The organism is Aquimarina sp. AD1 (assembly GCF_003443695.1).
Lineage (GTDB): Bacteria > Bacteroidota > Bacteroidia > Flavobacteriales > Flavobacteriaceae > Aquimarina > Aquimarina latercula.
The window spans coordinates 738,790-759,039 of the sequence record NZ_CP031966.1 but is presented as its reverse complement, the minus strand read 5'-3'; the positions used below and the strand labels follow the sequence as shown (position 1 = coordinate 759,039).

General features: G+C 29.9%; 16 protein-coding genes. 12 read left to right on the top strand and 4 right to left on the bottom strand.

Going from position 1 to position 20,250, the window contains the following annotated elements; translation table 11 throughout:
- Nucleotides 1-60 precede the first annotated feature (60 nt).
- The 3 genes from D1815_RS03550 to D1815_RS03540 all read left to right on the top strand — a co-directional run bounded on the left by D1815_RS03550 (nucleotide 61) and on the right by D1815_RS03540 (nucleotide 7,024).
- Complete coding sequence (locus tag D1815_RS03550) at nucleotides 61-2,541, top strand: Ig-like domain-containing protein (RefSeq protein ID WP_118385933.1); 2,481 nt, start codon at nucleotides 61-63, stop codon at nucleotides 2,539-2,541.
- Between the two features lie 101 nt (nucleotides 2,542-2,642).
- Nucleotides 2,643-5,087: an Ig-like domain-containing protein gene (locus D1815_RS03545; protein WP_118385932.1), complete on the top strand. Its 2,445-nt coding sequence runs from the start codon at nucleotides 2,643-2,645 to the stop codon at nucleotides 5,085-5,087.
- 710 nt (nucleotides 5,088-5,797) lie between these two features.
- Nucleotides 5,798-7,024: a glycosyl hydrolase family 18 protein gene (locus tag D1815_RS03540; protein ID WP_118385931.1), complete on the top strand. Its 1,227-nt coding sequence runs from the start codon at nucleotides 5,798-5,800 to the stop codon at nucleotides 7,022-7,024.
- A 61-nt stretch (nucleotides 7,025-7,085) separates the two neighbouring features.
- On the opposite strand, the gene D1815_RS03535 is transcribed toward D1815_RS03540, so the two are convergent.
- Complete coding sequence (locus D1815_RS03535; protein ID WP_118385930.1) at nucleotides 7,086-8,369, bottom strand: cystathionine gamma-synthase family protein; 1,284 nt, start codon at nucleotides 8,367-8,369, stop codon at nucleotides 7,086-7,088.
- A gap of 203 nt (nucleotides 8,370-8,572) precedes the next feature.
- On the opposite strand from D1815_RS03535, the gene D1815_RS03530 reads away from it, so the two are divergent.
- Nucleotides 8,573-9,028: an Lrp/AsnC family transcriptional regulator gene (locus D1815_RS03530; protein WP_118385929.1), complete on the top strand. Its 456-nt coding sequence runs from the start codon at nucleotides 8,573-8,575 to the stop codon at nucleotides 9,026-9,028.
- A 9-nt stretch (nucleotides 9,029-9,037) separates the two neighbouring features.
- Here the strand turns inward: D1815_RS03530 and D1815_RS03525 are convergent, their stop codons facing one another.
- Nucleotides 9,038-10,381: an MFS transporter gene (locus D1815_RS03525; protein WP_158594500.1), complete on the bottom strand. Its 1,344-nt coding sequence runs from the start codon at nucleotides 10,379-10,381 to the stop codon at nucleotides 9,038-9,040.
- 206 nt (nucleotides 10,382-10,587) lie between these two features.
- Here D1815_RS03525 and D1815_RS03520 point away from each other — a divergent pair, with 206 nt between their 5' ends.
- Entirely contained in the window at nucleotides 10,588-11,568 is a 981-nt protein-coding gene (locus D1815_RS03520; RefSeq protein WP_118385927.1) for a lipid A deacylase LpxR family protein, read from the top strand.
- A gap of 15 nt (nucleotides 11,569-11,583) precedes the next feature.
- Here D1815_RS03520 and holA read toward each other — a convergent pair whose 3' ends face one another.
- Complete coding sequence (holA, locus tag D1815_RS03515) at nucleotides 11,584-12,588, bottom strand: DNA polymerase III subunit delta (RefSeq protein WP_027393659.1); 1,005 nt, start codon at nucleotides 12,586-12,588, stop codon at nucleotides 11,584-11,586.
- A gap of 26 nt (nucleotides 12,589-12,614) precedes the next feature.
- On the opposite strand from holA, the gene D1815_RS03510 reads away from it, so the two are divergent.
- The 5 genes from D1815_RS03510 (at nucleotide 12,615) to D1815_RS03490 (ending at nucleotide 16,335) form a co-directional block, all read left to right on the top strand.
- Nucleotides 12,615-13,058 carry a type I restriction enzyme HsdR N-terminal domain-containing protein gene (locus tag D1815_RS03510; RefSeq protein WP_118385926.1) on the top strand — a complete coding sequence of 148 codons (444 nt, stop codon included), beginning with the start codon at nucleotides 12,615-12,617 and terminating at the stop codon, nucleotides 13,056-13,058.
- 33 nt (nucleotides 13,059-13,091) lie between these two features.
- On the top strand, nucleotides 13,092-14,084 hold the full coding sequence (locus D1815_RS03505) for a glycosyltransferase family 2 protein (protein ID WP_118385925.1): 993 nt from the start codon (nucleotides 13,092-13,094) through the stop codon (nucleotides 14,082-14,084).
- 100 nt (nucleotides 14,085-14,184) lie between these two features.
- Nucleotides 14,185-15,051 (top strand): OmpA family protein, encoded by an 867-nt coding sequence (locus D1815_RS03500; RefSeq protein WP_027393656.1) that lies wholly within the window; start codon nucleotides 14,185-14,187, stop codon nucleotides 15,049-15,051.
- 142 nt (nucleotides 15,052-15,193) lie between these two features.
- Nucleotides 15,194-15,961: a DUF3108 domain-containing protein gene (locus D1815_RS03495; protein ID WP_118385924.1), complete on the top strand. Its 768-nt coding sequence runs from the start codon at nucleotides 15,194-15,196 to the stop codon at nucleotides 15,959-15,961.
- 5 nt (nucleotides 15,962-15,966) lie between these two features.
- Nucleotides 15,967-16,335: a hypothetical protein gene (locus tag D1815_RS03490; RefSeq protein ID WP_027393654.1), complete on the top strand. Its 369-nt coding sequence runs from the start codon at nucleotides 15,967-15,969 to the stop codon at nucleotides 16,333-16,335.
- Between the two features lie 36 nt (nucleotides 16,336-16,371).
- Here the strand turns inward: D1815_RS03490 and D1815_RS03485 are convergent, their stop codons facing one another.
- The gene (locus D1815_RS03485; RefSeq protein ID WP_158594478.1) at nucleotides 16,372-18,222 is read right to left on the bottom strand and encodes a glycoside hydrolase family 13 protein; all 1,851 of its coding nucleotides are present in this window, start codon (nucleotides 18,220-18,222) and stop codon (nucleotides 16,372-16,374) included.
- A gap of 243 nt (nucleotides 18,223-18,465) precedes the next feature.
- Here D1815_RS03485 and D1815_RS03480 point away from each other — a divergent pair, with 243 nt between their 5' ends.
- Together D1815_RS03480 and D1815_RS03475 are read left to right on the top strand one after the other, a co-directional pair.
- The gene (locus D1815_RS03480; protein WP_118385922.1) at nucleotides 18,466-19,521 is read left to right on the top strand and encodes a sensor histidine kinase; all 1,056 of its coding nucleotides are present in this window, start codon (nucleotides 18,466-18,468) and stop codon (nucleotides 19,519-19,521) included.
- A complete protein-coding gene (locus D1815_RS03475) occupies nucleotides 19,522-20,250 on the top strand; it encodes a LytTR family DNA-binding domain-containing protein (RefSeq protein ID WP_027393651.1) in 729 nt (242 codons plus the stop codon).

The window sequence follows — 20,250 nt, the reverse complement described above, 5'->3', positions numbered from 1 at the left end:
GTAATTATAAACGCTATCAATACTTCCCTAAAAAAATATAAATCACATAAAAATATAACAATGAAACTAACTAAAAACAGAGTAGTAAGGATATTACTCTTATTCATAATTCTATTAATAATTTCTAATCAAAAAATTAACTCACAATCTATTGAAAAATCAAGTGTTTTCATTACAAAACCAGAAAATAATAGCATCCGTAATGAATATAATGTCACTAATATAGCTTGGGGATTCTTACCTCTTGCAAATTTAGAAGCACAAATGAGTTCATTTATTAATCTAGCTGAGCAAATCGACAATGAAGGGCGAAAACTTCATGGAAGAATTGAATTTGACGCTGGTTGGTTAAACTTTGCCGAATTCTGTATAAAAAATGAATATCCAGTTCCTAATCAATATTGCTCAACAATAGAAGAAAATTTTTATCAATATCCATGGTTTGAAGGCAAAACACATCTGTTTAGAGGTCGAACATATAAACCTTTTTGGATATCTAGCCATTCACCAGCTTTTATCGCTTTTTTAAAATATCAAATAAGAAATGTTATAAAAGCACCAATAGATGTAATGCTTATGGATGCACAAACATCTTCTGCACATGCCAGTTTAAGTTATAATTTAGGAGATTTCTCAGAGCATAGCTTAAAAGCTTTTAGAAATTACCTTAAGAATAAATATACTATCAGTCAACTTACGGATTTAGGGGTGAATGATATTAACACATTTGATTACAGACAATTTCTAAAGCAAAAAGGAATTAATACTGATCAAAAGTATATCAATAAAGTTAAAAGTCATAGTAATACTCCAGTACCCTTATTTGATGATTTTCAATTGTTTCAAAATGAATCAATTAAACAATTAACTATAGAAATGATTGACTATGCCAAAAACCTGAAACCAACTTTGTTATTTGGAACATCCTCCCCTTTGCAAGAAAATTTAAGAGCTACCAATATAGCAGAAGTAGATTATTTCATGCTCGAACAACCTATGATTACAAAAACGTTTAATAGAGAGCCTGAATTAAGTTATAAACTAGCAGAGATTATGGATAAAAGTGTAATCTTAACTGCTTTACCATCTAACTGGAATGATATCCGAACTAAAAAAATAGGAGAAGAAAATGGATTACAATGGATTGCAGAAGCATATGCTAATGGTGCTAATTTTATCTTACCATATAATCAATATACAGGTAAGGATGCTAACTATATCCCAACTATAGATTATACCGGAATCTCCAAATACATAAGAAATAATGCAACACTATTAAACAAATACAAGGCTGTAAAAGGAAAAGTAGGGGTAGTTCAATTTTGGGAAGGAGGAGCACAATACAATAAAATGACAAATGATATTTGTAATGCTCTAAAACAAGCAAATGTAACCTATGATATTATTCCTGTTGGAAAAGTTTATATTAAAAATAATCCAACTTTTAATCAAATAAATACGTACGAAAAAGTAATTATTGCAAATGATGTATATACAAATGGCTTATCTACTGGATATCCCATCAAAAACACTCTAGACAGACTTAACGACAAATTATTTAAATGGCAACGTAGTTCTTCGATAGAAGATATTACAACAATTAAACAAAGCTTAAGCACTAATATAGAAATACAAAAAAATAATCGCCTCATAAATGATAAACTTACTGTATTACCCCGTATTTCAGAACCAAACAAACCCTATGTTGTTCATTTAGTAAATCAAAGTTTGGATCCTGATTCTGGAAATCTAATCACCTACAGTGATGTAACGTTAACTTTGGATGACGATTTATTCGAAAATAGTATTACATCTGCTAAACTGTTTTTGCCAAATAATACTGTTCAGGAATTAGAAATTACAAAAGAAAATTCTAAAACTAGTATTAAAGGTTTAAATAATATAAAATTCTGGGGTATTTTAGAATTAAAGCACTCAGGAGATTCTGATACAAATGAACCTCCTGAATTAGTGATTTCAAAACCAAAAGATCTAGAAACTATAATAGATCCAGCACAAGAGATAGCCATTGAAACTGGAACTATTTTTGAAGGTGATAATATTGTCATTGAAGCAGAAGCAAATGATCCTGATGGAGAAATCCAAGAAGTAAGTCTATTTCTTAATGGGGAACTAATCAGAACCGATACAGAAGCTCCTTATAGTTGGGGCGGAAATGCAAAATTAAAAAATGTAGAAATAGGAAACTATAGATTTAGAATAGTCGCAATAGATAATCTAGGAAAAAGAACAAAAAAGATAATTAAACTTACCGCTTTACCCCGCTCTCTTAGAGGTTCTGATTTTGACGAAGAGAATACAGGAGCTATTATGGTAACTCCAAACCCTGTTTCGAAAGGATCAGGCATCACTATCTATCAAAAAGGAAATAAGTACCTACGATTGTATGATGTAACTGGAAAAAAAATAATGAAATTAGATGTAAGTTCTTATCAATTAGACTTAAATATCTCAAAATTATCTAGTGGTATGTATATCCTTAAATCTGATACCGTTACTAGCAAATTCATCATTCAATAATATTGTTACTCCGCACACAAAAAAATTTGGTAACGTGTATAACCAATTGTTATACACGTTGTCAATATTTTAATTAATTACAAAATTCTTAAACCCAAAAAATGAAAACTAAAACAAATTACATTGTAAGTTCGAGCTATATCATATTATGTATACTCGGAGTACTTTTCTCATTAAAAGGAAGTGCACAAAACCAAATCAATCTAACGATTGATTATAACCAATCAACATCTTTACAAAAAAAAGTATACGGTTATAATGATGAGCATATACACAAATCATACTACTCTACAAACGCTACTTTTAAAAAGGTATATAATGATCTTGGAAAACCTACACTAAGATATCCAGCTGGTACTGGCTCAAATTACTTAAACCTATATACTGGTTTTGCAGAAGGTTGGTCAGGCATAAGTTCAGAGCAGTTTGATCAACGTGTGAATGGAGTGAACAATGCTCTTTACGCAAATGGTAAAGGGAGAAAAGAAGATGGTGGCAAAGGACAAGATTGGAGAAAATTTGCAAAATTTATAAAGACCGAAAATGCAAAGACCACTTATATAATCAACCTATCTACAATGACCCTAAATGAGAACAGACAAGTTCTACAAGGCATTAAAGATATGGGAGCTACAATAAATTATTTTGAAATAGGAAATGAAGTTTTTTTCTCGGCATATGAACAACCGTATCCAAATGCAACTTCCTATTTAAGGAAGGCCAAGCAAGCCTCGATTATGATTAAGGAGATCTTTACAGAGGCTAAAGTAGCAGTAGTATTACCCGCTAAATTCTATACAGACAAGTCCTTTTTAGACGGTCCTGCTCCTTCTGGTAATAGATTAGAAAATTGGTACGAAGATATAATGTCAGAAGATTGGTATGATGCGTTAGCCGTTCATCTATATGCAGAGACAGGTATGAGCAGTAGTGTAAATCCCGCAAATTACTTATCTTACGAAAAGTCGTACACATACGGTATATCTCATAATGATAATAGGTTACAGAACACTTTTGAAAGATTAAAAAGAGATTTTCCCACCAAAAAAATATGGCTTACAGAGTATCACACAGGAGGTTTTAGCGGAAATCTGAGGCAATATAAACTAAGACTATCGTATTTAGGAGGACTTTTTAACGCTAATTTCATGATGAAACTTTTCAGCAATCCTCAAATCGAAATAAGCAACTGGCACTCATTTCAACAATGGTTAACATTTAGATCAAAAAAAGGAGAATTAATGCCTGAGGATTTTGAATACGATGAACTTGTCAACTATTCTTTTTTCAAAATGTTTAAAGACCCTGTAAAGAAATCAACTAAATATATTAAAACCGAAATTGAAAATTCAAAAAAATACGATGGTCTTGGAAAATTTGAAGGTAAATATGATGAAGTAGATGCCGGTACTTTTTATAATCCAAATACTAAAGAAGGATATACACTCATATTTAACAAAAAAGGAAATAACTACAAATTATCAAAATCTTCTTTTGAAAATAATCTTGATGGAGAAATTTTAGAGTTTAAAGAAATAACACCAGATAAAAGTCAAAATCTTATAACAGCCATTAATGATACCTCAGAAAGTGCGAGACTAAGAAAAAGTATTTCCAATATTAATCCCGTAACAGGAATATATAATTTAAGACCATATTCCATGTATGTCGTACACTTTAAAAGAAAAGAAACGGTTAATACTTCTCCTGAATTAAACTTTATTAGTCCTGTAAATAATGTAACATTAAATACAGGTAGCACCATAAGTGTACATACAGAAGCTTCTGATGATAATGGTATTGATAATGTAGCATTATACATTAATAATATATTAATAAGAAAAGATAATGCTGCACCATATATCTGGGGTGGTCCCGAAGGAAATGAAGCTCTAAAAAACCTGGAAACTGGAATCTACACACTAAAAGCAATTGCTACAGATAATTTAGGAGCTACTACTACAAAATCAATTATAGTTAATATTGAAGATGAAATGATAGATAGTAATATACCTCCCGAATTAATCATCCTACAGCCTACAGAAACTACTACGCTATATCAAGGAGATGATCTAATAGTTAGAGCGGATGCTAATGATCCTGATGGTATAAGAGAAGTCAGATTATATCTTAATGGAGAATTAATTAGAATAGATACTGAAGCTCCATATGGTTGGGGAGGAAACCCTTTGTTACAAAATGTTACAGAAGGTCGTTATAGAATAAAAGTTATCGCAATAGATAATACAGGTCAAAGAACTAAAAAAATTATCGTACTCACTGCATTACCAAAAGCACTAAAAGATGTAGGATTTGACAAAGAAAATACAGGAGCTATTGTGGTTACTCCAAATCCTGCAACTGGATCAAATATTACTATATATCAAAAAGGAAATCTATACCTAAGATTGTATGATATTACAGGAAAAAAAATAATGAAATTAGATGTAAATTCTCAAGAACTAAACATAGACATATCAGAACTATCTAGCGGACTATACATCCTTAAATCGGATAAAACTAGTAGGAAATTTATCATTCAGTGATCTAAGAATTGAAGAAAATAAATAAAAAACCGGATGCATAAACATCCGGTTTTTTGTCCCCATTATTATAACTAAGTATTAGAATTTCCCCCAAAATTCTAATATACTGTTTCTTCCAATTGACAATCACATCCTATCTGTGTATCGCATGGCTACAAGCCTTCGGAAGTTCTTTTAAAAATTTTTTTAAAAATTTGAAATTTATACGAAATGGTTTCATAATATTTTGTGTAAAATTGTTTTATATAATCTGAATTTTTATTTAAAAATAAATTTAAGTGGTCTTTTTAATCATATGAAATAATGATATTATTTATTATTTCATATTTAGCTATTATATTATCTATGAATAGCGTGACTGCTTGCTTTAGGTAGTTCTTGTAAAAAATCTAAAATAAAACGAAAGTTAATGCCCAGTAAGTTCATAATGCTGTATGTGTAAAAATTATTAGTTTATCCTTATTAATTATTTCCGGTACAAATATACTTCAGGAATACAAACAGCGCAATGGGGGAAAACACCCGAAATGCATAGTGAGATATCCCCTAAAAACAATCAAAACACTAAAAACCAGATATTTACGTAGTTTTATTGTATTGAAAAAATATTTAAAATAGCATCATTTTTATAAAATCTATTATAATTTCAGGTGTTTTAATGAAAAACATAAAGCTATTTTTATTTATTATGTAAGTAATTCTAAAATATTATGAAGAAACTATTCTTTATCATTAGCACACTTATTCTTTTGATCAGCTGTAATACTAATAACGAACCTGAGCAAAAGAATAGAAGCCCAATACAATCTAATAATAGTAGTTACATTAGTGATCGTCAATTACAAAATCAGAAATTCGAAAATTATAGCTTTAAAAAAGAATCACAATGGGATAGTTTACATAAAAGAGTACACAAAAAAATAATTCACAAAAAAGGAAAGGTGCATCCAGATATAAAAACATTTGGCTGGCATATATACGCTAACGGCTCTTCCTATAAAAATTATAATTTTTCCATGTTATGGGGGCTCTCCTATTTTTCTTATGAGATACAACCAGAAACAGGCTGCTACAAAAGTATTCATCAATGGAAAACTACACCGCTAATTGATAGTGCTAAAACAAAAGGCTGTAAAGTGTTCTTATCAGTTTCTAATTTTGGTGGTAAAAACAACGGTACATTCTTAAAAAATCCAAAAGCTCAAAAAACACTAATAGATAGTATATCAAGTTTACTCGCTTTTAGATCTGCAGATGGTATAAATATTGATTTTGAAGGAGTATCAAAAGAAGATAAAGAAAACTATACTAATTTTATTATCGAAATTTCTAAAAGCCTAAAACAAGATAATCCTAATTACATGATATCTCTATGTCTTTATGCAATTGACTGGAATGATGTTTTTGACATACAAGCTATTGATACATATATAGATTTTTATACATTAATGGGATATGATTATTATGGTAGTTTTAGTAAAACGACAGGACCTGTAACTCCTTTTAAAACAAGTCAACTATTTGGAAATGGCTTAGAAACATCTGTTGATTATTATAACAAGAAGGGGATACTTCTTAGTAAACTAATTATTGGATTGCCTTACTACGGAGCTGAGTGGTATACTAATAGTTCTGAAATAGGTGCAATAGTTAATAAATTTAAATCCCATCCAAGGTATCATACGATAAAGAATATATATATGGACTCACTAAAAATACCAGTTCAGTTTGATAAAAAAAGTTCTTCAAGTTACCTGATTATTGAAGATAGCAGCAAAAAATACAGACAATTATTTTTCGAAGACACTACATCGCTATCGATTAAATATGATTGGATAAAAAGCAATAAAATAGGAGGCGTTGGTATTTGGGCACTAGGATATGATGATGGTTATACGGAATTATGGGATTTATTAAATGAGAAATTTTCAGAATAACAGTAAAATATAAAAACCCAGACACTTTGTACCTGGGCTTTTTAACTTTGGATAACTATTTTTAAACAGTTTCTACTTCTAAAGCATTGGCTATATCAACCTTTTCCAATGCTTGCTCTAGATCCCATATCAAATCTTTAGCACTTTCTACTCCAATAGACAATCTCACTAATTGATCTGTAATATTCATCTGTTGTTGCTGTTCTTCATTTACACCAGCGTGTGTCATAGTTTTAGGGTGTTCTGATAAACTTTCCGTCCCCCCTAAGCTTACTGCTAGTTTCATTAATTTAAGATTATTAAGAAACATAAATGCTTCATTCTCACCACCGATAATATCAAAAGAAACCATTGCTCCTGGAGCAGAACATTGTTTCGTATAAATACTATGCGCCTCTGTTCCTTCTTTTAACAATCCTAAATAATACACTTTTTCTACTTTAGGATGTTTATCTAAATAATCAGCTACAATCTGAGCATTCTTAGTTTGCTGATCCATACGTACTTTTAGTGTTTCTAAACTCCTTAACAATAGCCAAGCTGTATGCGGACTTACCATATTACCTAAAAAAGTACGTAAAGTTTTAACTCGGATCATTAATTCCGCATTTCCTAAAACCGCTCCAGCAATAAGATCACTATGACCTCCTATATATTTGGTAGCAGAATACAATACCAGATCCGCACCACACTGCAATGGATGTTGCCATAAAGGTCCCATATATGTATTATCAACAGCAACCAGTGCTTTTCGATCCTCTGTACTATATTTAGCAGCAATCTGACTAAATTTTTCTATATCTACAATATCATTGGTTGGGTTTGCCGGGGTTTCTAAATAAATCATAGAAAGTTTATCTGCCTTACCCGAAGCTTCTATCATTTGCTCCACTTCTTCTATACTCTGGTTTGGCATTACCCCAATAGTATCAACTCCTATTTTATCTAAGAAATGATGAATAAAGTGATCCGTTCCTCCATAAACTGGATTACTATATACCAATAAATCACCTGGCTTTAAGAATTCTAATAATACCGTACTAATAGCAGACATTCCACTCTCAAATACAGCACAATCATCTGCTTTATCCCAAAGACATAATCGGTTTTCCAAAATTTCTAGATTAGGGTTATTAATTCTACTGTAGATCAATCCCAATTCTTCCTTTTCTGATTTCTCTCTTAGACCATAAGCTAATTCAAAAAATGCTTTCCCCTCTTCTGCTGTTTTAAAAACAAAAGTTGATGTTTGAAATATTGGACATTTAATGGCTCCTTCAGACAACTCTGGCTTATAACCATATGTCATCATTAAACTCTCTGGATTAAAATTGTGATCTTTCATTTCTTTGGTTTACTGTATTTATTAATTGTTCTAATGAATTTCTATAGAAGAAATAATTAGCGTTTATAACTATATAAAATTAGTTATAAAAGAAATTAAAACTATTTTAATGTCAAATTTTAGAAATAAAACACATTATTATAACTTAAAAAGAATTTTATTCTATTTTTGATTACTTATGACAATTGAAAAAGAAAAATATTATGGATAAAACAGATCGATCTATTCTAAATTTATTACAAAAAGATGGAAAAATAACAATCAAAGAGATTGCAGAAAGATTAAACCTTACCACCACTCCTATTTTTGAAAGAGTAAAAAAATTAGAACGTGAAGGATTTATCAAATCGTATAAAGCGATTCTCGATAGAAAAAAAGCTGGTTTACAACTTATGGTGTTTTGCAATGTAACTTTAAATCTTCACCAAACAGATTATCTTAAAAAATTTGAAAAAGACATTCAGCAATTTCCAGAAGTTGTAGAATGCTACCACGTAGCCGGAATGTTTGATTATCTAATTAAGATATATGCAGAAGATATGGAAAGCTATCAGTATTTTCTTTCTAATAAATTAGCTTCACTAGAAAATATTTCTAAAGTACAAAGCTCGTTTGTGATGACTGAAGTAAAAGATTTTTCGTTTTTACCAATTCCTTAGAAAAAGCATCTATAATACCTCTGCAGTAGGATTCTCTATTGTCTTAGTATTCCTAGTTCGGATATAATTTATAAACAACAAAAGTAGAATCACTAAAAATATCCAAGAACCTATAATAAAAATAATTACTCCTATACTTTCAAACATAATTCCTCCTAGAACAAGTCCGAATATACTTGCTAAACTTCCCATACTATTTCCATATCCCTGAATTGCTCCTTGCATCGTTGGATTCCCTGTTTTTGACAAAAGGGATAAAAAACTTGGCCACATAAGTCCATTTCCAAGTGACAATATCGTATTTGCTATATAAAGCACAATTAAGTTATTAAAGGAGAGAAAGAAAAAGCTTAGAGATAAAAATAGCGCTCCGATAATAATTAATATGATATTAGAAACCTTACCTGACAAGAAAGACAATAATGGACCTTGTACTAGAATCATTATAAAGCTAGAATACGCAAGAAACATTCCTAAATCAATTGCTGTCCATTTTAATGTGGTAGAAGCATATAAAGGCAAACCAGCATAAAATAAACTAAAGGCCAAAAATGTCAAAAAATAAATAGTAAATAATAATGGAATTCCTTTTTGGTTTAATACTCCTTTCAATGTATTATTATCACTACCCTCTTCTGCAGAATTATTTGCAAAACAATCTTTATGCTCTACTTGAAAAAACTTTCTGAAAGATTTAAAGTTTAAACTTCCTGTGTCTACCATACACGGATTGCTTTCTGGCAATCTGATAAAAATAACTAGAATTGCTATTAACGAGATAATAGCGGCTAAACTAATAGGTAATATTTCTCCTAAAACTGTGGAAGCTAAAAGGCCTGCTACAGCAGGTCCTAAAACAAAACCTAAGCTTGTGGAAGCACCCATCATTCCGAAATTCTTATCTCTATCTTCATCTGTTGAGACATCTGATAAATAAGCATTAGCAACAGATACATTACCTCCAGTAAAACCATCAAAAATCCTTGCTAAAAAAAGTAAAACCAATGGCAGTGTCATAATATAATTACCACTAAACCCAGAATCAGAAGACCATAATGGTATTTTTGGAAGAATTAATGCTATTAAAAACAATAACCAAGCTATAAATGTACCTGCTTGGCTAATTACTAAGACTTTTTTTCTTCCTATTTTATCAGAAAGTCTACCTAAAATTGGGGCTCCAATAAATTGAAAAAAAGGATACGTAGCACCTAAAATTCCATAAACAAATCCATTGCCCCCAAGATCCGTAACGATAAATATAAGAATAGGAATGACAATACTATATCCTAATATTCCTATGAAATTAACTAAGAGTATTGGAAAAATTGATTTCCTAAAGAAACGAAACATTTTCATTTATTAAATGTAATTGATTCAATTCCTAATTTAGTTAAAATACCATTAATTAGTATTAATATGTATGTTTCATAAAAGATCAGAAAATAGAATACTAAAAAACATAAAATTGTTTGGGATAATTTTAAAAGTTAAAAAGTACATACTCAAAAAGACTGATTTTTTATTTTTACAGGTAAAAGAATAAAAAGTAAGTCTAAATGAATTCAAAAATTACTATATCTCTATTTTTAATTTCTTTAATAACTATTTCTAACCTATTATCCCAGGCTAAGAAAGAAGCTTTTAAATCAGAATTAAAAGTGATTGTAGACAACGATATTTTTGCAGTTTTTCGTGATTCTGATCGATACTATTCTTATGGTATGGGAATAGAATATAGTTTTAACACTACCAAATTCTTAGGACTACAAAAACTATTTAAAAATAAAAAAGATGTGTTTTATTCGCTGGGTGCAAAAATTGAAGGATACACTCCGTCGCTAGTAAGAATATTTGCTGCTACTCCAGAAATAGAAGATAGAGATGATTTTGATCGTCCATTTGCTGGACTCTTATATGTATCATTAGGAACAACGTATACCTTTGAAAGATCTTTCTTAAAATCTGAAATTTTGACCGGTATCATTGGGCCGTCATCACAAGCTGGAGAGATACAAACTTGGTTTCATGAAAATATTACTGATGATCCCGTGTATGATGGTTGGCAGTTTCAATTAGAAGATCAATTCATATTTAATTTAAAAAGCTCTTTCACCTATGACTTACACCCTAATTCTAAATGGTTTAGTACCTACGTGGGTGGTAATGCTTATCTAGGAAATCTATACATTAGAGCTACTCCTCAGGCTGGTTTTAGAATTGGAGAATTTGAAAGTATTACTAAATCTAGTAGTTTTCAAAACTCATTATTATTACCTAAAAAACATTCCGAATTATTCTTTCAATTTAATGCAGAAACACGTTTTATTGCATATAATGCAACTATACAAGGTAATTTATTCGATGAAAAAGCTTATGGGATAGATGATCTAAATAATATTTCTTGGCATCTACGAAGTGGGTTGTATTATTCCTTGAATAAAATATCAATCAATTTTATTTATCACTGGTCAACAGGAGTATTAAATAGTACAGAAAATCATGGATATGGTACATTTAATATCGCATACCGTTTCTAATAAACGAGCAAAAATTTAATTCATTATTTTTACAAGTAATTCTTTCAGAATATCTCCTGGAGGAAGACCTGTAGCTCCTACTCCTTTACTTTTAACATCTGCTTCTCTTAATAGCGCAATAATTTGACTCACCTTTTTCATAGGATAATTACGACTGGCATCAGAATAATCACTTACAAAATATGGATTGATTCTTAGTGCACTGGCAACACTACGCTGAGATTTATCCGGTAATCCATGATACTGTAAAACCTGAGAAAAAAAACTATAAAGCAATGATATGGTAACTACCAATGGATTATCTTTAGGGTTCTGGGCAAAGTAATTGATAATTCTAAATGCCTTCATAACATCTCTAGTACCTATCGCCTTTCTTAATTCAAAATTGTTAAACTCCTTACTTATTCCAATATTTTCTTCGATTTTATCAGCTGTAATAGGTTGCCCTTTAGGAATAATCAGTTTTAGTTTTTCTAACTCGTTATTGATTTTGTTTAGATCTGTCCCCAAAAACTCCACTAACATCTGAGACGCTTTTGGTTCTATAGTGTATTTTGATCCAGCTAAAACTCTTCTTATCCAATCAGCTACCTGATTTTCATATAGTTTTTTACTTTCATAGATAATACCATTCTTAGCAACTATTTTATATAGTTTTTTTCGTTTATCTATCTTTTTATATTTGTAACAAACTACTAAAACTGTAGTTGGCTGAGGGTTTTCTGCATAATCCGCTAATTTCTCAATGGTTCTAGAAAGATCTTGTGCTTCCTTTACAATAACTACTTGACGTTCTGCCATCATTGGATATCGCTTAGCATTAGAAACGATATCTTCTACGCTAACATCACGACCATATAAAACCATTTGATTAAAACCTTTCTCCTCTTCTGCAAGCACATTTTTATCAATATATTCTGAAATTTTATCAATATAGTATGGTTCTTCGCCCATTAAAAAATAAATAGGCTTAATATTTCCATTCTTAATATCGCTTACTATCTGTTTTACTTCATCCATTCAGAAAAAATCATCAAATTTGTGCTATGCAAAACCTTAACTTTCCAGCATATCAGTTCAGGTTCAAAAGTAGCGAAAATAAAGTTTCTATTTTTGACAGAATACGCAAAAAATTTATCATTCTTACTCCGGAAGAATGGGTAAGACAGCATACAATTCATTATTTAATTGAAGAAAAGAAATATCCAGAAAGCCTTATTAATGTAGAAAAGTTGATCAAAGTTAATGATCTTAACAAGCGTTATGATATTATTGTTTTTAACCCAGATGGCAGTATCTATTTGATTATTGAATGTAAATCACATTCTGTAAGAATTACGCAAGAGGTGTTTGATCAAATAGCCAGATACAACTTAGTCTTGAACTCAGAATATCTTATGATCACTAATGGTCTGGACCATTATTATTGTCAAATGAATTATCAAGAAAAATGTTACACTTTTCTAAAAGATATTCCTGATTATAAATAGCTATTTATTATTATTTGCTTTTTATTTGCATCAGTGAATATAGCTATTGTCATATTAAATTGGAATGGGCGTTCGTTATTAGAACAATTCTTACCATCTGTTGTAAACCATTCAGAAGGAGCATCAGTGTATGTTGCTGATAATGCATCAACTGACGATTCTATAGAATATATTAAAACATCATTTCCTGAAGTACAAATTATCCAAAATGACAGCAATGGAGGATATTCTAAAGGATATAATGATGCTTTAAGCAAGGTCGATGCTGATATTTATTGCCTGCTAAATAGCGATGTAGAGGTTACTAAAAATTGGCTTACCCCTATTGCTGAAGCTTTTAAAAATTCTAAAAAAATTGGTGCAATACAGCCAAAAATTTTAGATTATAAAAAGATGAACTATTTCGAATATGCAGGTGCAGCAGGAGGGTTTATTGATAAATTCGGGTACCCTTATTGTAGAGGAAGAATTTTTGATACACTTGAAGAAGATAAAGGTCAATATGATGATACTTTAGATATATTTTGGGCAAGTGGCGCCTGTTTATTTATTAGGAAATCAGTTTTTGAAGAAGTTGACAAACTAGATGAAGATTTCTTTGCGCATCAAGAAGAAATCGATCTTTGTTGGCGAATACAAAATAATGGCTACCTAATTAAATATATAGGAACATCAAAAGTATACCATCTCGGTGGTGCTACACTAAACGCTATGAATCCAAAAAAAACATTTCTTAACTTCAGAAATAGTTTACTTATGATAGTAAAAAACACTTCTGGAGTTTTTAGTTGGTATATTATTTTAGTTAGATTACTGTTAGATGGAATTGCAGGTGTTAAATTTTTATTAGAAGGAAAACCCTCACATTGTTTAGCAATTCTTAAAGCTCATTTCAGCTTTTACAAAAATTTGCCAACTTTTGTTAAAAAACGTAAAAAATCAAGGGCTACAAGGAAATATTATTCCGTTTCTTCCGTTGTATGGCAGTATTATATTTTAAACAAAAAACTATTTAACCATTTGTAGGGTTATATTCATTAAATTATTGTTAATGGTACGATAATGCGTCACAATTTTAATAATTTTGAGTTATATAACCAGAATAAGACTAAAAACAGATTTTCTAATGAAAAAAGTAATGATTATCGGAGCTTCAATGGCTGTATTATTATCTTCTTGTGTATCACAGAAGAAATTTACAGATCTAGAAGCCAAGCAAAAAGAAACCCAAGATCTTTTAAATACCGCAACAGTTAAATTAAATAATTGTTTAGAAGAGAAAGCAAGTGAAAGTTCTGAATTAAAAGTTTTAAGAGATCAAGTAAGTAATCTTAAAAATCAAAATTCAGCCCTTTTAAATAATGTTGGTAATTTAGCTACATTATCTACCAAAGAGGCTGAGAACCTAGAGAGATCTTTAGAAAGTATTAAAGAAAAAGATCTACAGATAAAAACAATGAATGATGCACTGAATAAAAAAGATTCTGTAACATTAGCATTGGTTACTAGTTTAAAAGGAGCTTTAGGAAACCTTGCTGATGAAGATATTGAAGTAAATGTGGAGAAAGGTGTAGTTTATGTATCTATTTCTGATAAATTATTATTTAAGAGCGGTAGCTACAATGTTTCTACAAGAGCAAAAGAAGTATTAGGTAAAGTTGCTAAAGTAGTAAATGATAAACCTGATATCGAATTCTTAGTAGAAGGACATACAGACAATGTGCCAATTAAGAACAAAGTTTTACTTGATAACTGGGATCTAAGTGTAAAAAGAGCTACTTCTGTAGTCAGAGTTTTACAAAAAGATTTTGGTGTAGATCCAAAACGTATGACTGCTGCAGGAAGAAGTTATTATGTGCCAATAGCTGATAACAATAGTGCAGCTAATAAAGCTAAAAACAGACGTACAAGAATTGTTGTACTTCCTAAATTAGATCAATTCTATAATATGATCGAGGATGGAATGAAAAAAGCAACCGAAGGCGGTAATTAAAAAAATATAAAGTATTTTTGAAAAGGGTTAATGTTACTATTAACCCTTTTTTTATTCTTTATTTTAAGAATGGTATGAAAATTGGATTTTAGTGAATAAAAAAGCCCTTGAGCTTATTAGTTATTAATATTTATAAAAAATAATGAGAAAATTATTTATTGTCGCACTTCTTCTTTGTTTTACAACCATAAAAGCTCAGAAGAACTCGAACACTTCTATCGGTGAAAATGAAAAACTTGTATACACCGCTTCCTATAATATGTCTGGCTTATTAACTAATTTGGCACAAGTAACCATGCAAACCACTCGTGTTAATACAGGAAAAAGCAATTATCTTAGGTTAAAATGTAGCGCTTCTACTTATTCTAAATGGGACTCTTTTTTTAAAATTAGAGATGTATATGAAGCATATGTAAACCCAGCTAATCTTACACCTTATTTATATAAAAGAGATATCAATGAAGGTGGATATATAAAGAAGGAAAAATATGTTTATAGTCATAAAAAAAAGACTATAAAAGCTACTATGCAAAAGAAAAAAGAACCTAATACAAAGGTTTTAAAAATGAGTGGTAGTACGTATGATGTAGTCTCTACTTTATATCATATTCGTAATATGGACATAGAAAAAGCACCGGTAGGTACCAACCAAAAAATAACAATTTTATTTGATAGAAAACCTCAAACTGCATATCTAAAACTATTGGGTAAAGAAACTATTAGCACGAAAACAATGGGAAATAAAGAATGTTATAAAATAGCAGTCAATAATAACTCCCTTAAAGGAACTAATAAAAACATTGTTTACCTTACTGCGGATAATAATAAAGTTCCTGTATTAATTAAATTTAGTATTCCAGCCGGAACCGGACAACTAAGCCTAACTCAAGCCTCTGGATTAAAAAATTAAATCATATGAGAATTGTACTAATATCTATAGCTGCCATAGCTGCTCTTTTAGGAATTATAATGGCAATACTGCCATTTGGAACTATAGGTGTATTGCCTGGTATTGTTTCTTTGTTAGCTGGTATTGGAGCTTTTTATATTTCTAAGAAGAAACAAAAACCACAAAAACTATCACTCCTATTTTTAACTATTGGAGTTTTAGTAATTGTAGCTAGTGGATCTAAATCATTATGGGTAAAAGATGAAATTGCTGTTGATGAAGAATTTGAGCAAAAAGAAGAACAAAGTAAAGAAGAAGCTATAGAAGAACTTAAGGAAATAGAAAATGAACTTGAAGAGATCGAAGGAGATCTAGAAGAAATTGAATCTGAATAATCTATACCTAAAGGTCTTCCATAACTAAAACTTATATTATTTAGCTAAGTCAATAACCATTGCGGTATGCTTAGCTAAATTTATTTGTTCTAAAGTATCAAACTTTTTTCCTGATAAAATATCTTTTCCTTGACTATATCCTTCTAATGATTCTTGAAAACGAGCTAACTTAAAACTCTTATAATCTTTATCACTATTATTAATAATAATCATTGTGTTTTCTGTATCTGTATATCTAAAATATACATATACATTATCAATCGGTTGGTAATGCACTAGTTTTCCGTTATGAATAGATGATGCATTTTTTCTCCAATTAAGAATTGTTTTCACATATTCAAACAGATCATTTTCTTCTGTAGTTCGACCTTCTTTAGTAAAAGCATTTCTATCATCTTCTTTCCATCCACCAGGAAAATCTTGTCTTACTTTACCATCTGGTCTCCTATTTTTCATTAGAATCTCATCTCCATAATATATCTGGGGAATTCCTCTAGTAGTAAGCGTAAACACCATACTTAGCTTCAGTTTATTTACATCATTATCTAATAAAGCCAATAAACGATCTACATCATGATTACCATTAAAAACTTTATTATTTTCAGGGTTTCCGTATACAAAATCTTCTGCTAGTGTTTTATACAACTCAGAAATATCTCCATTCTTTCCAAAAGCTCTTAACATTGAATAATATAAAGCATAGTCGCTAACACTGCTTACATTAGAAACATATCCATCTCTATTAGCTCTATCATTATTCCAATAAGATAAATAAGATGCTCTTTCTGCCCAGGTTTCTGCTACCATATAAAAGTCAGGATATTCTTTTGTAAGCGCTTTCATCCATTTAGACATTGCTTGTTTATTAGGATATGGATATGTATCTAATCGAATTCCATCTATTTTGGAATATGCAACCCACCAAATAGAATTCTGAATCATATAAGTAGCTAGAAATTCATTTTCTAAGTTTAGATCCGGCATATTAATATCAAACCACCCTTTTGTTAGTAAATTAAAATCACTTTCAGAAGCATAAGGATCAGAAGCGGCTATATTTGTAAAATTACTTTTAGTAAACGTATCCCATTGGTTTACCCAATCTTTTGATGGTAAGTCTTGCATCCACCAATGTCCGGAACCACAATGATTAAAAACTTGATCCATAATTACTTTCATACCTTTTTCATGCGCTACATCAACAAAGGTTTTGTATTCTTCATTTGATCCTAGACGAGTATCTGTTTTATAAAAATCAGAAATTGCATATCCGTGATAAGAATATGTTGGCTGATCATTTTCCAAAAATGGATTTAACCATAATGTAGTAACTCCCAGTTCTTCTAAATAATTAAAATTATCAAGTATTCCTTTCAAATCACCTCCATGTCTACCATCTTCATTATTTCTCTTTATCTTTTCCTTGGTGTCTTTTGTAGAATCATTCGAAGTGTTTCCGTTTGCAAAACGATCTGGTGTAATTAAATAAATCACATCAGCAGGTGTAATTTTTTGTCCTACTTTTCTATCTTTTACCTTTTGTTTTAGTTCATAGTTATAACTAAAAAATTGATCTTTATTTTCAAATTTTATGGATATAGTTCCAGGCTGAGTATTCTTAAAAATGCCAAGATCTATAAACAAATAATTTGTGTTTTCTACTTTATTGACTTTTTTTAATTGAACTCCAGGGTATTGAATTGTAACGTTATAAGCACTAATATTCTCGCCATGTAACAATAATTGTAAATCAGGGTTTTCCATTCCTACCCACCAAAATGGCGGTTCTACGTGAGTTAATAATTCCGATTTCTGTGCTTGCCCTAAAAAGGAAACTAGGGTTAAAAGAAATAAACGTAAAAACACTTTTATCAAGTATGTACTCATAAATATCATTTTTTTAATTAATAAACAGCTAATTACCAAGCTTCAAAAAAAATGACAACTTCATTATACAGAAAGCGTGATCTAAAGTATAAACAGTTAAGAATTAAATAAATGATTGAAATATAAATTTTTAGCGTTTTCGAAGAATAATTAATGTTGTACGTAATAAATTGAACGTAATTCGTCCTTAACTTTGTTATTTCATTAAAATTTTTGAGACTTTAGCTCTTCGTAAACAACTTAATGACAAACACATTTTTTAAAAATATATTTTCTCACAGATTATCTAAGCATATACTTTACTGGGTAGGCCTCATCATATTTTTTGGAATTACTTGGGGAACATATGATAATGATTATGTTCGTTCATTTACTATTCAAACTTTTGGTTTACCAGCAAGAATGGTACTTGTCTACATATCTATATACATGCTAATCCCCAAATTTCTATTAAAAAGAAAGTTTATTTCTTTTATAGTTTCTTACCTCATTTTGTTATTAGTAACTAGTATTTGCATCCAAAGACCTATAATTTATTTTTATGTAGAACCTATCTACTTTCCTAGTTGGAACAGTGAAGGCTATTTTACAATAACAGAATTAATGAATACAATTTTAGATGTTAATATTGCCGCTATCATTCCCTTAGGTTTTAGTTTTTTTAAATTCTATTATAACTCACAACAAAGAACCTTAACTCTAGAAAAAGAAAAAATTGAAACCGAACTTATACAATTGCGTAATCAAGTACATCCGCATTTCCTATTTAACACACTTAATACTTTATATGCATTAATCATAAAAAAATCGAATACAGCAGAAACCGCAGTATTAAAATTATCGAAACTCATGCGATATATGTTATACGAGGCCAATACCCCTAAAGTCTCATTAGTAAAAGAAATAGAATATTTAAAAAATTATATCGATCTTGAAAAATTAAGGTTCGAAGATTCTATAGATATTAGTTTTAACTCTGAATCTGACAAAGATTATCAAATATCACCATTTTTATTGATCCCATTTGTAGAAAATGCTTTTAAGCACGGAACTTCTTCTTCAAAAGGATCCTGGATTGTCATTAATATATTTACCAAGAAAAGAGAACTCATATTACAAGTAGAAAATTCTAAATTTAGCGATACCAATACAGATCATGATTCAGTTGGAGGTATCGGTTTTAATAATGTAAAAAAGAGATTACAATTGTTATACCCTGATCAATACTCATTAAAAATAGATGATAACGAATTATCATATGAAGTTATTTTAAAATTAAATCTCACTAAAAATCTCTAGATGAATACCAAAATAAAATGTCTTATCGTCGATGACGAACCATTAGCTAGAGAAATAATTGAAAATTATATCTCTAGAATTAATCATTTAGAACATATAGCTTCTTGCGCTAATGCATTAGAAGCATTTAATATTATTACTAATAAGAATATTGACTTAATTTTTCTAGATATCCAAATGCCCGAAGTAACGGGAATTGATTTCTTAAAAGATCTAACTCCTTCTACTCAAGTTATTTTTACAACAGCATATAGTGATTATGCAGTAGACGCTTTTAATTTAGAAGCTATAGATTACTTATTAAAACCTATAGATTTTTCACGATTCTTAAAATCAATTAATAAAGTATTAAAACGTTTGGACTCTGCTAATAACATTCCTCCAACAATTAACAATACAGAAGAAATTGACTATCAAGATGTTTTTATTTATCTAAAGGTGGAAAAGAAAATGCAAAAAATATTTCTAAAAGATATCTTTTATATAGAAAGTCTAAAAAACTATATCAAAATTAAAACCTCTGAGAGAGAAATAATAGCGTACAAAGGTATTAGTACCATAGAAAATACACTTCCTAGTAAAAAATTTCTAAGAGTACATCGATCTTTTATCATTGCTATTGATAATATCGACGCTTTTTCTACTACTGAAATTGAAATTAAAGGCATCAAAATTCCGGTAGGTCGAAACTACAGAGAATCAGTAAAAGAAACACTTGGATACTTTTAA

Bases quoted from the DNA above. Each gene is read 5' to 3' on its own strand.
- D1815_RS03550 (WP_118385933.1), top strand. From the start codon at position 61: ATGAAACTAACTAAAAACAGAGTAGTAAGGATATTACTCTTATTCATA.
- D1815_RS03545 (WP_118385932.1), top strand. From the start codon at position 2,643: ATGAAAACTAAAACAAATTACATTGTAAGTTCGAGCTATATCATATTA.
- D1815_RS03540 (WP_118385931.1), top strand. From the start codon at position 5,798: ATGAAGAAACTATTCTTTATCATTAGCACACTTATTCTTTTGATCAGC.
- D1815_RS03535 (WP_118385930.1), bottom strand. From the start codon at position 8,369: ATGAAAGATCACAATTTTAATCCAGAGAGTTTAATGATGACATATGGT.
- D1815_RS03530 (WP_118385929.1), top strand. From the start codon at position 8,573: ATGGATAAAACAGATCGATCTATTCTAAATTTATTACAAAAAGATGGA.
- D1815_RS03525 (WP_158594500.1), bottom strand. From the start codon at position 10,381: ATGTTTCGTTTCTTTAGGAAATCAATTTTTCCAATACTCTTAGTTAAT.
- D1815_RS03520 (WP_118385927.1), top strand. From the start codon at position 10,588: ATGAATTCAAAAATTACTATATCTCTATTTTTAATTTCTTTAATAACT.
- holA (WP_027393659.1), bottom strand. From the start codon at position 12,588: ATGGATGAAGTAAAACAGATAGTAAGCGATATTAAGAATGGAAATATT.
- D1815_RS03510 (WP_118385926.1), top strand. From the start codon at position 12,615: ATGCAAAACCTTAACTTTCCAGCATATCAGTTCAGGTTCAAAAGTAGC.
- D1815_RS03500 (WP_027393656.1), top strand. From the start codon at position 14,185: ATGAAAAAAGTAATGATTATCGGAGCTTCAATGGCTGTATTATTATCT.
- D1815_RS03495 (WP_118385924.1), top strand. From the start codon at position 15,194: ATGAGAAAATTATTTATTGTCGCACTTCTTCTTTGTTTTACAACCATA.
- D1815_RS03490 (WP_027393654.1), top strand. From the start codon at position 15,967: ATGAGAATTGTACTAATATCTATAGCTGCCATAGCTGCTCTTTTAGGA.
- D1815_RS03485 (WP_158594478.1), bottom strand. From the start codon at position 18,222: ATGAGTACATACTTGATAAAAGTGTTTTTACGTTTATTTCTTTTAACC.
- D1815_RS03480 (WP_118385922.1), top strand. From the start codon at position 18,466: ATGACAAACACATTTTTTAAAAATATATTTTCTCACAGATTATCTAAG.
- D1815_RS03475 (WP_027393651.1), top strand. From the start codon at position 19,522: ATGAATACCAAAATAAAATGTCTTATCGTCGATGACGAACCATTAGCT.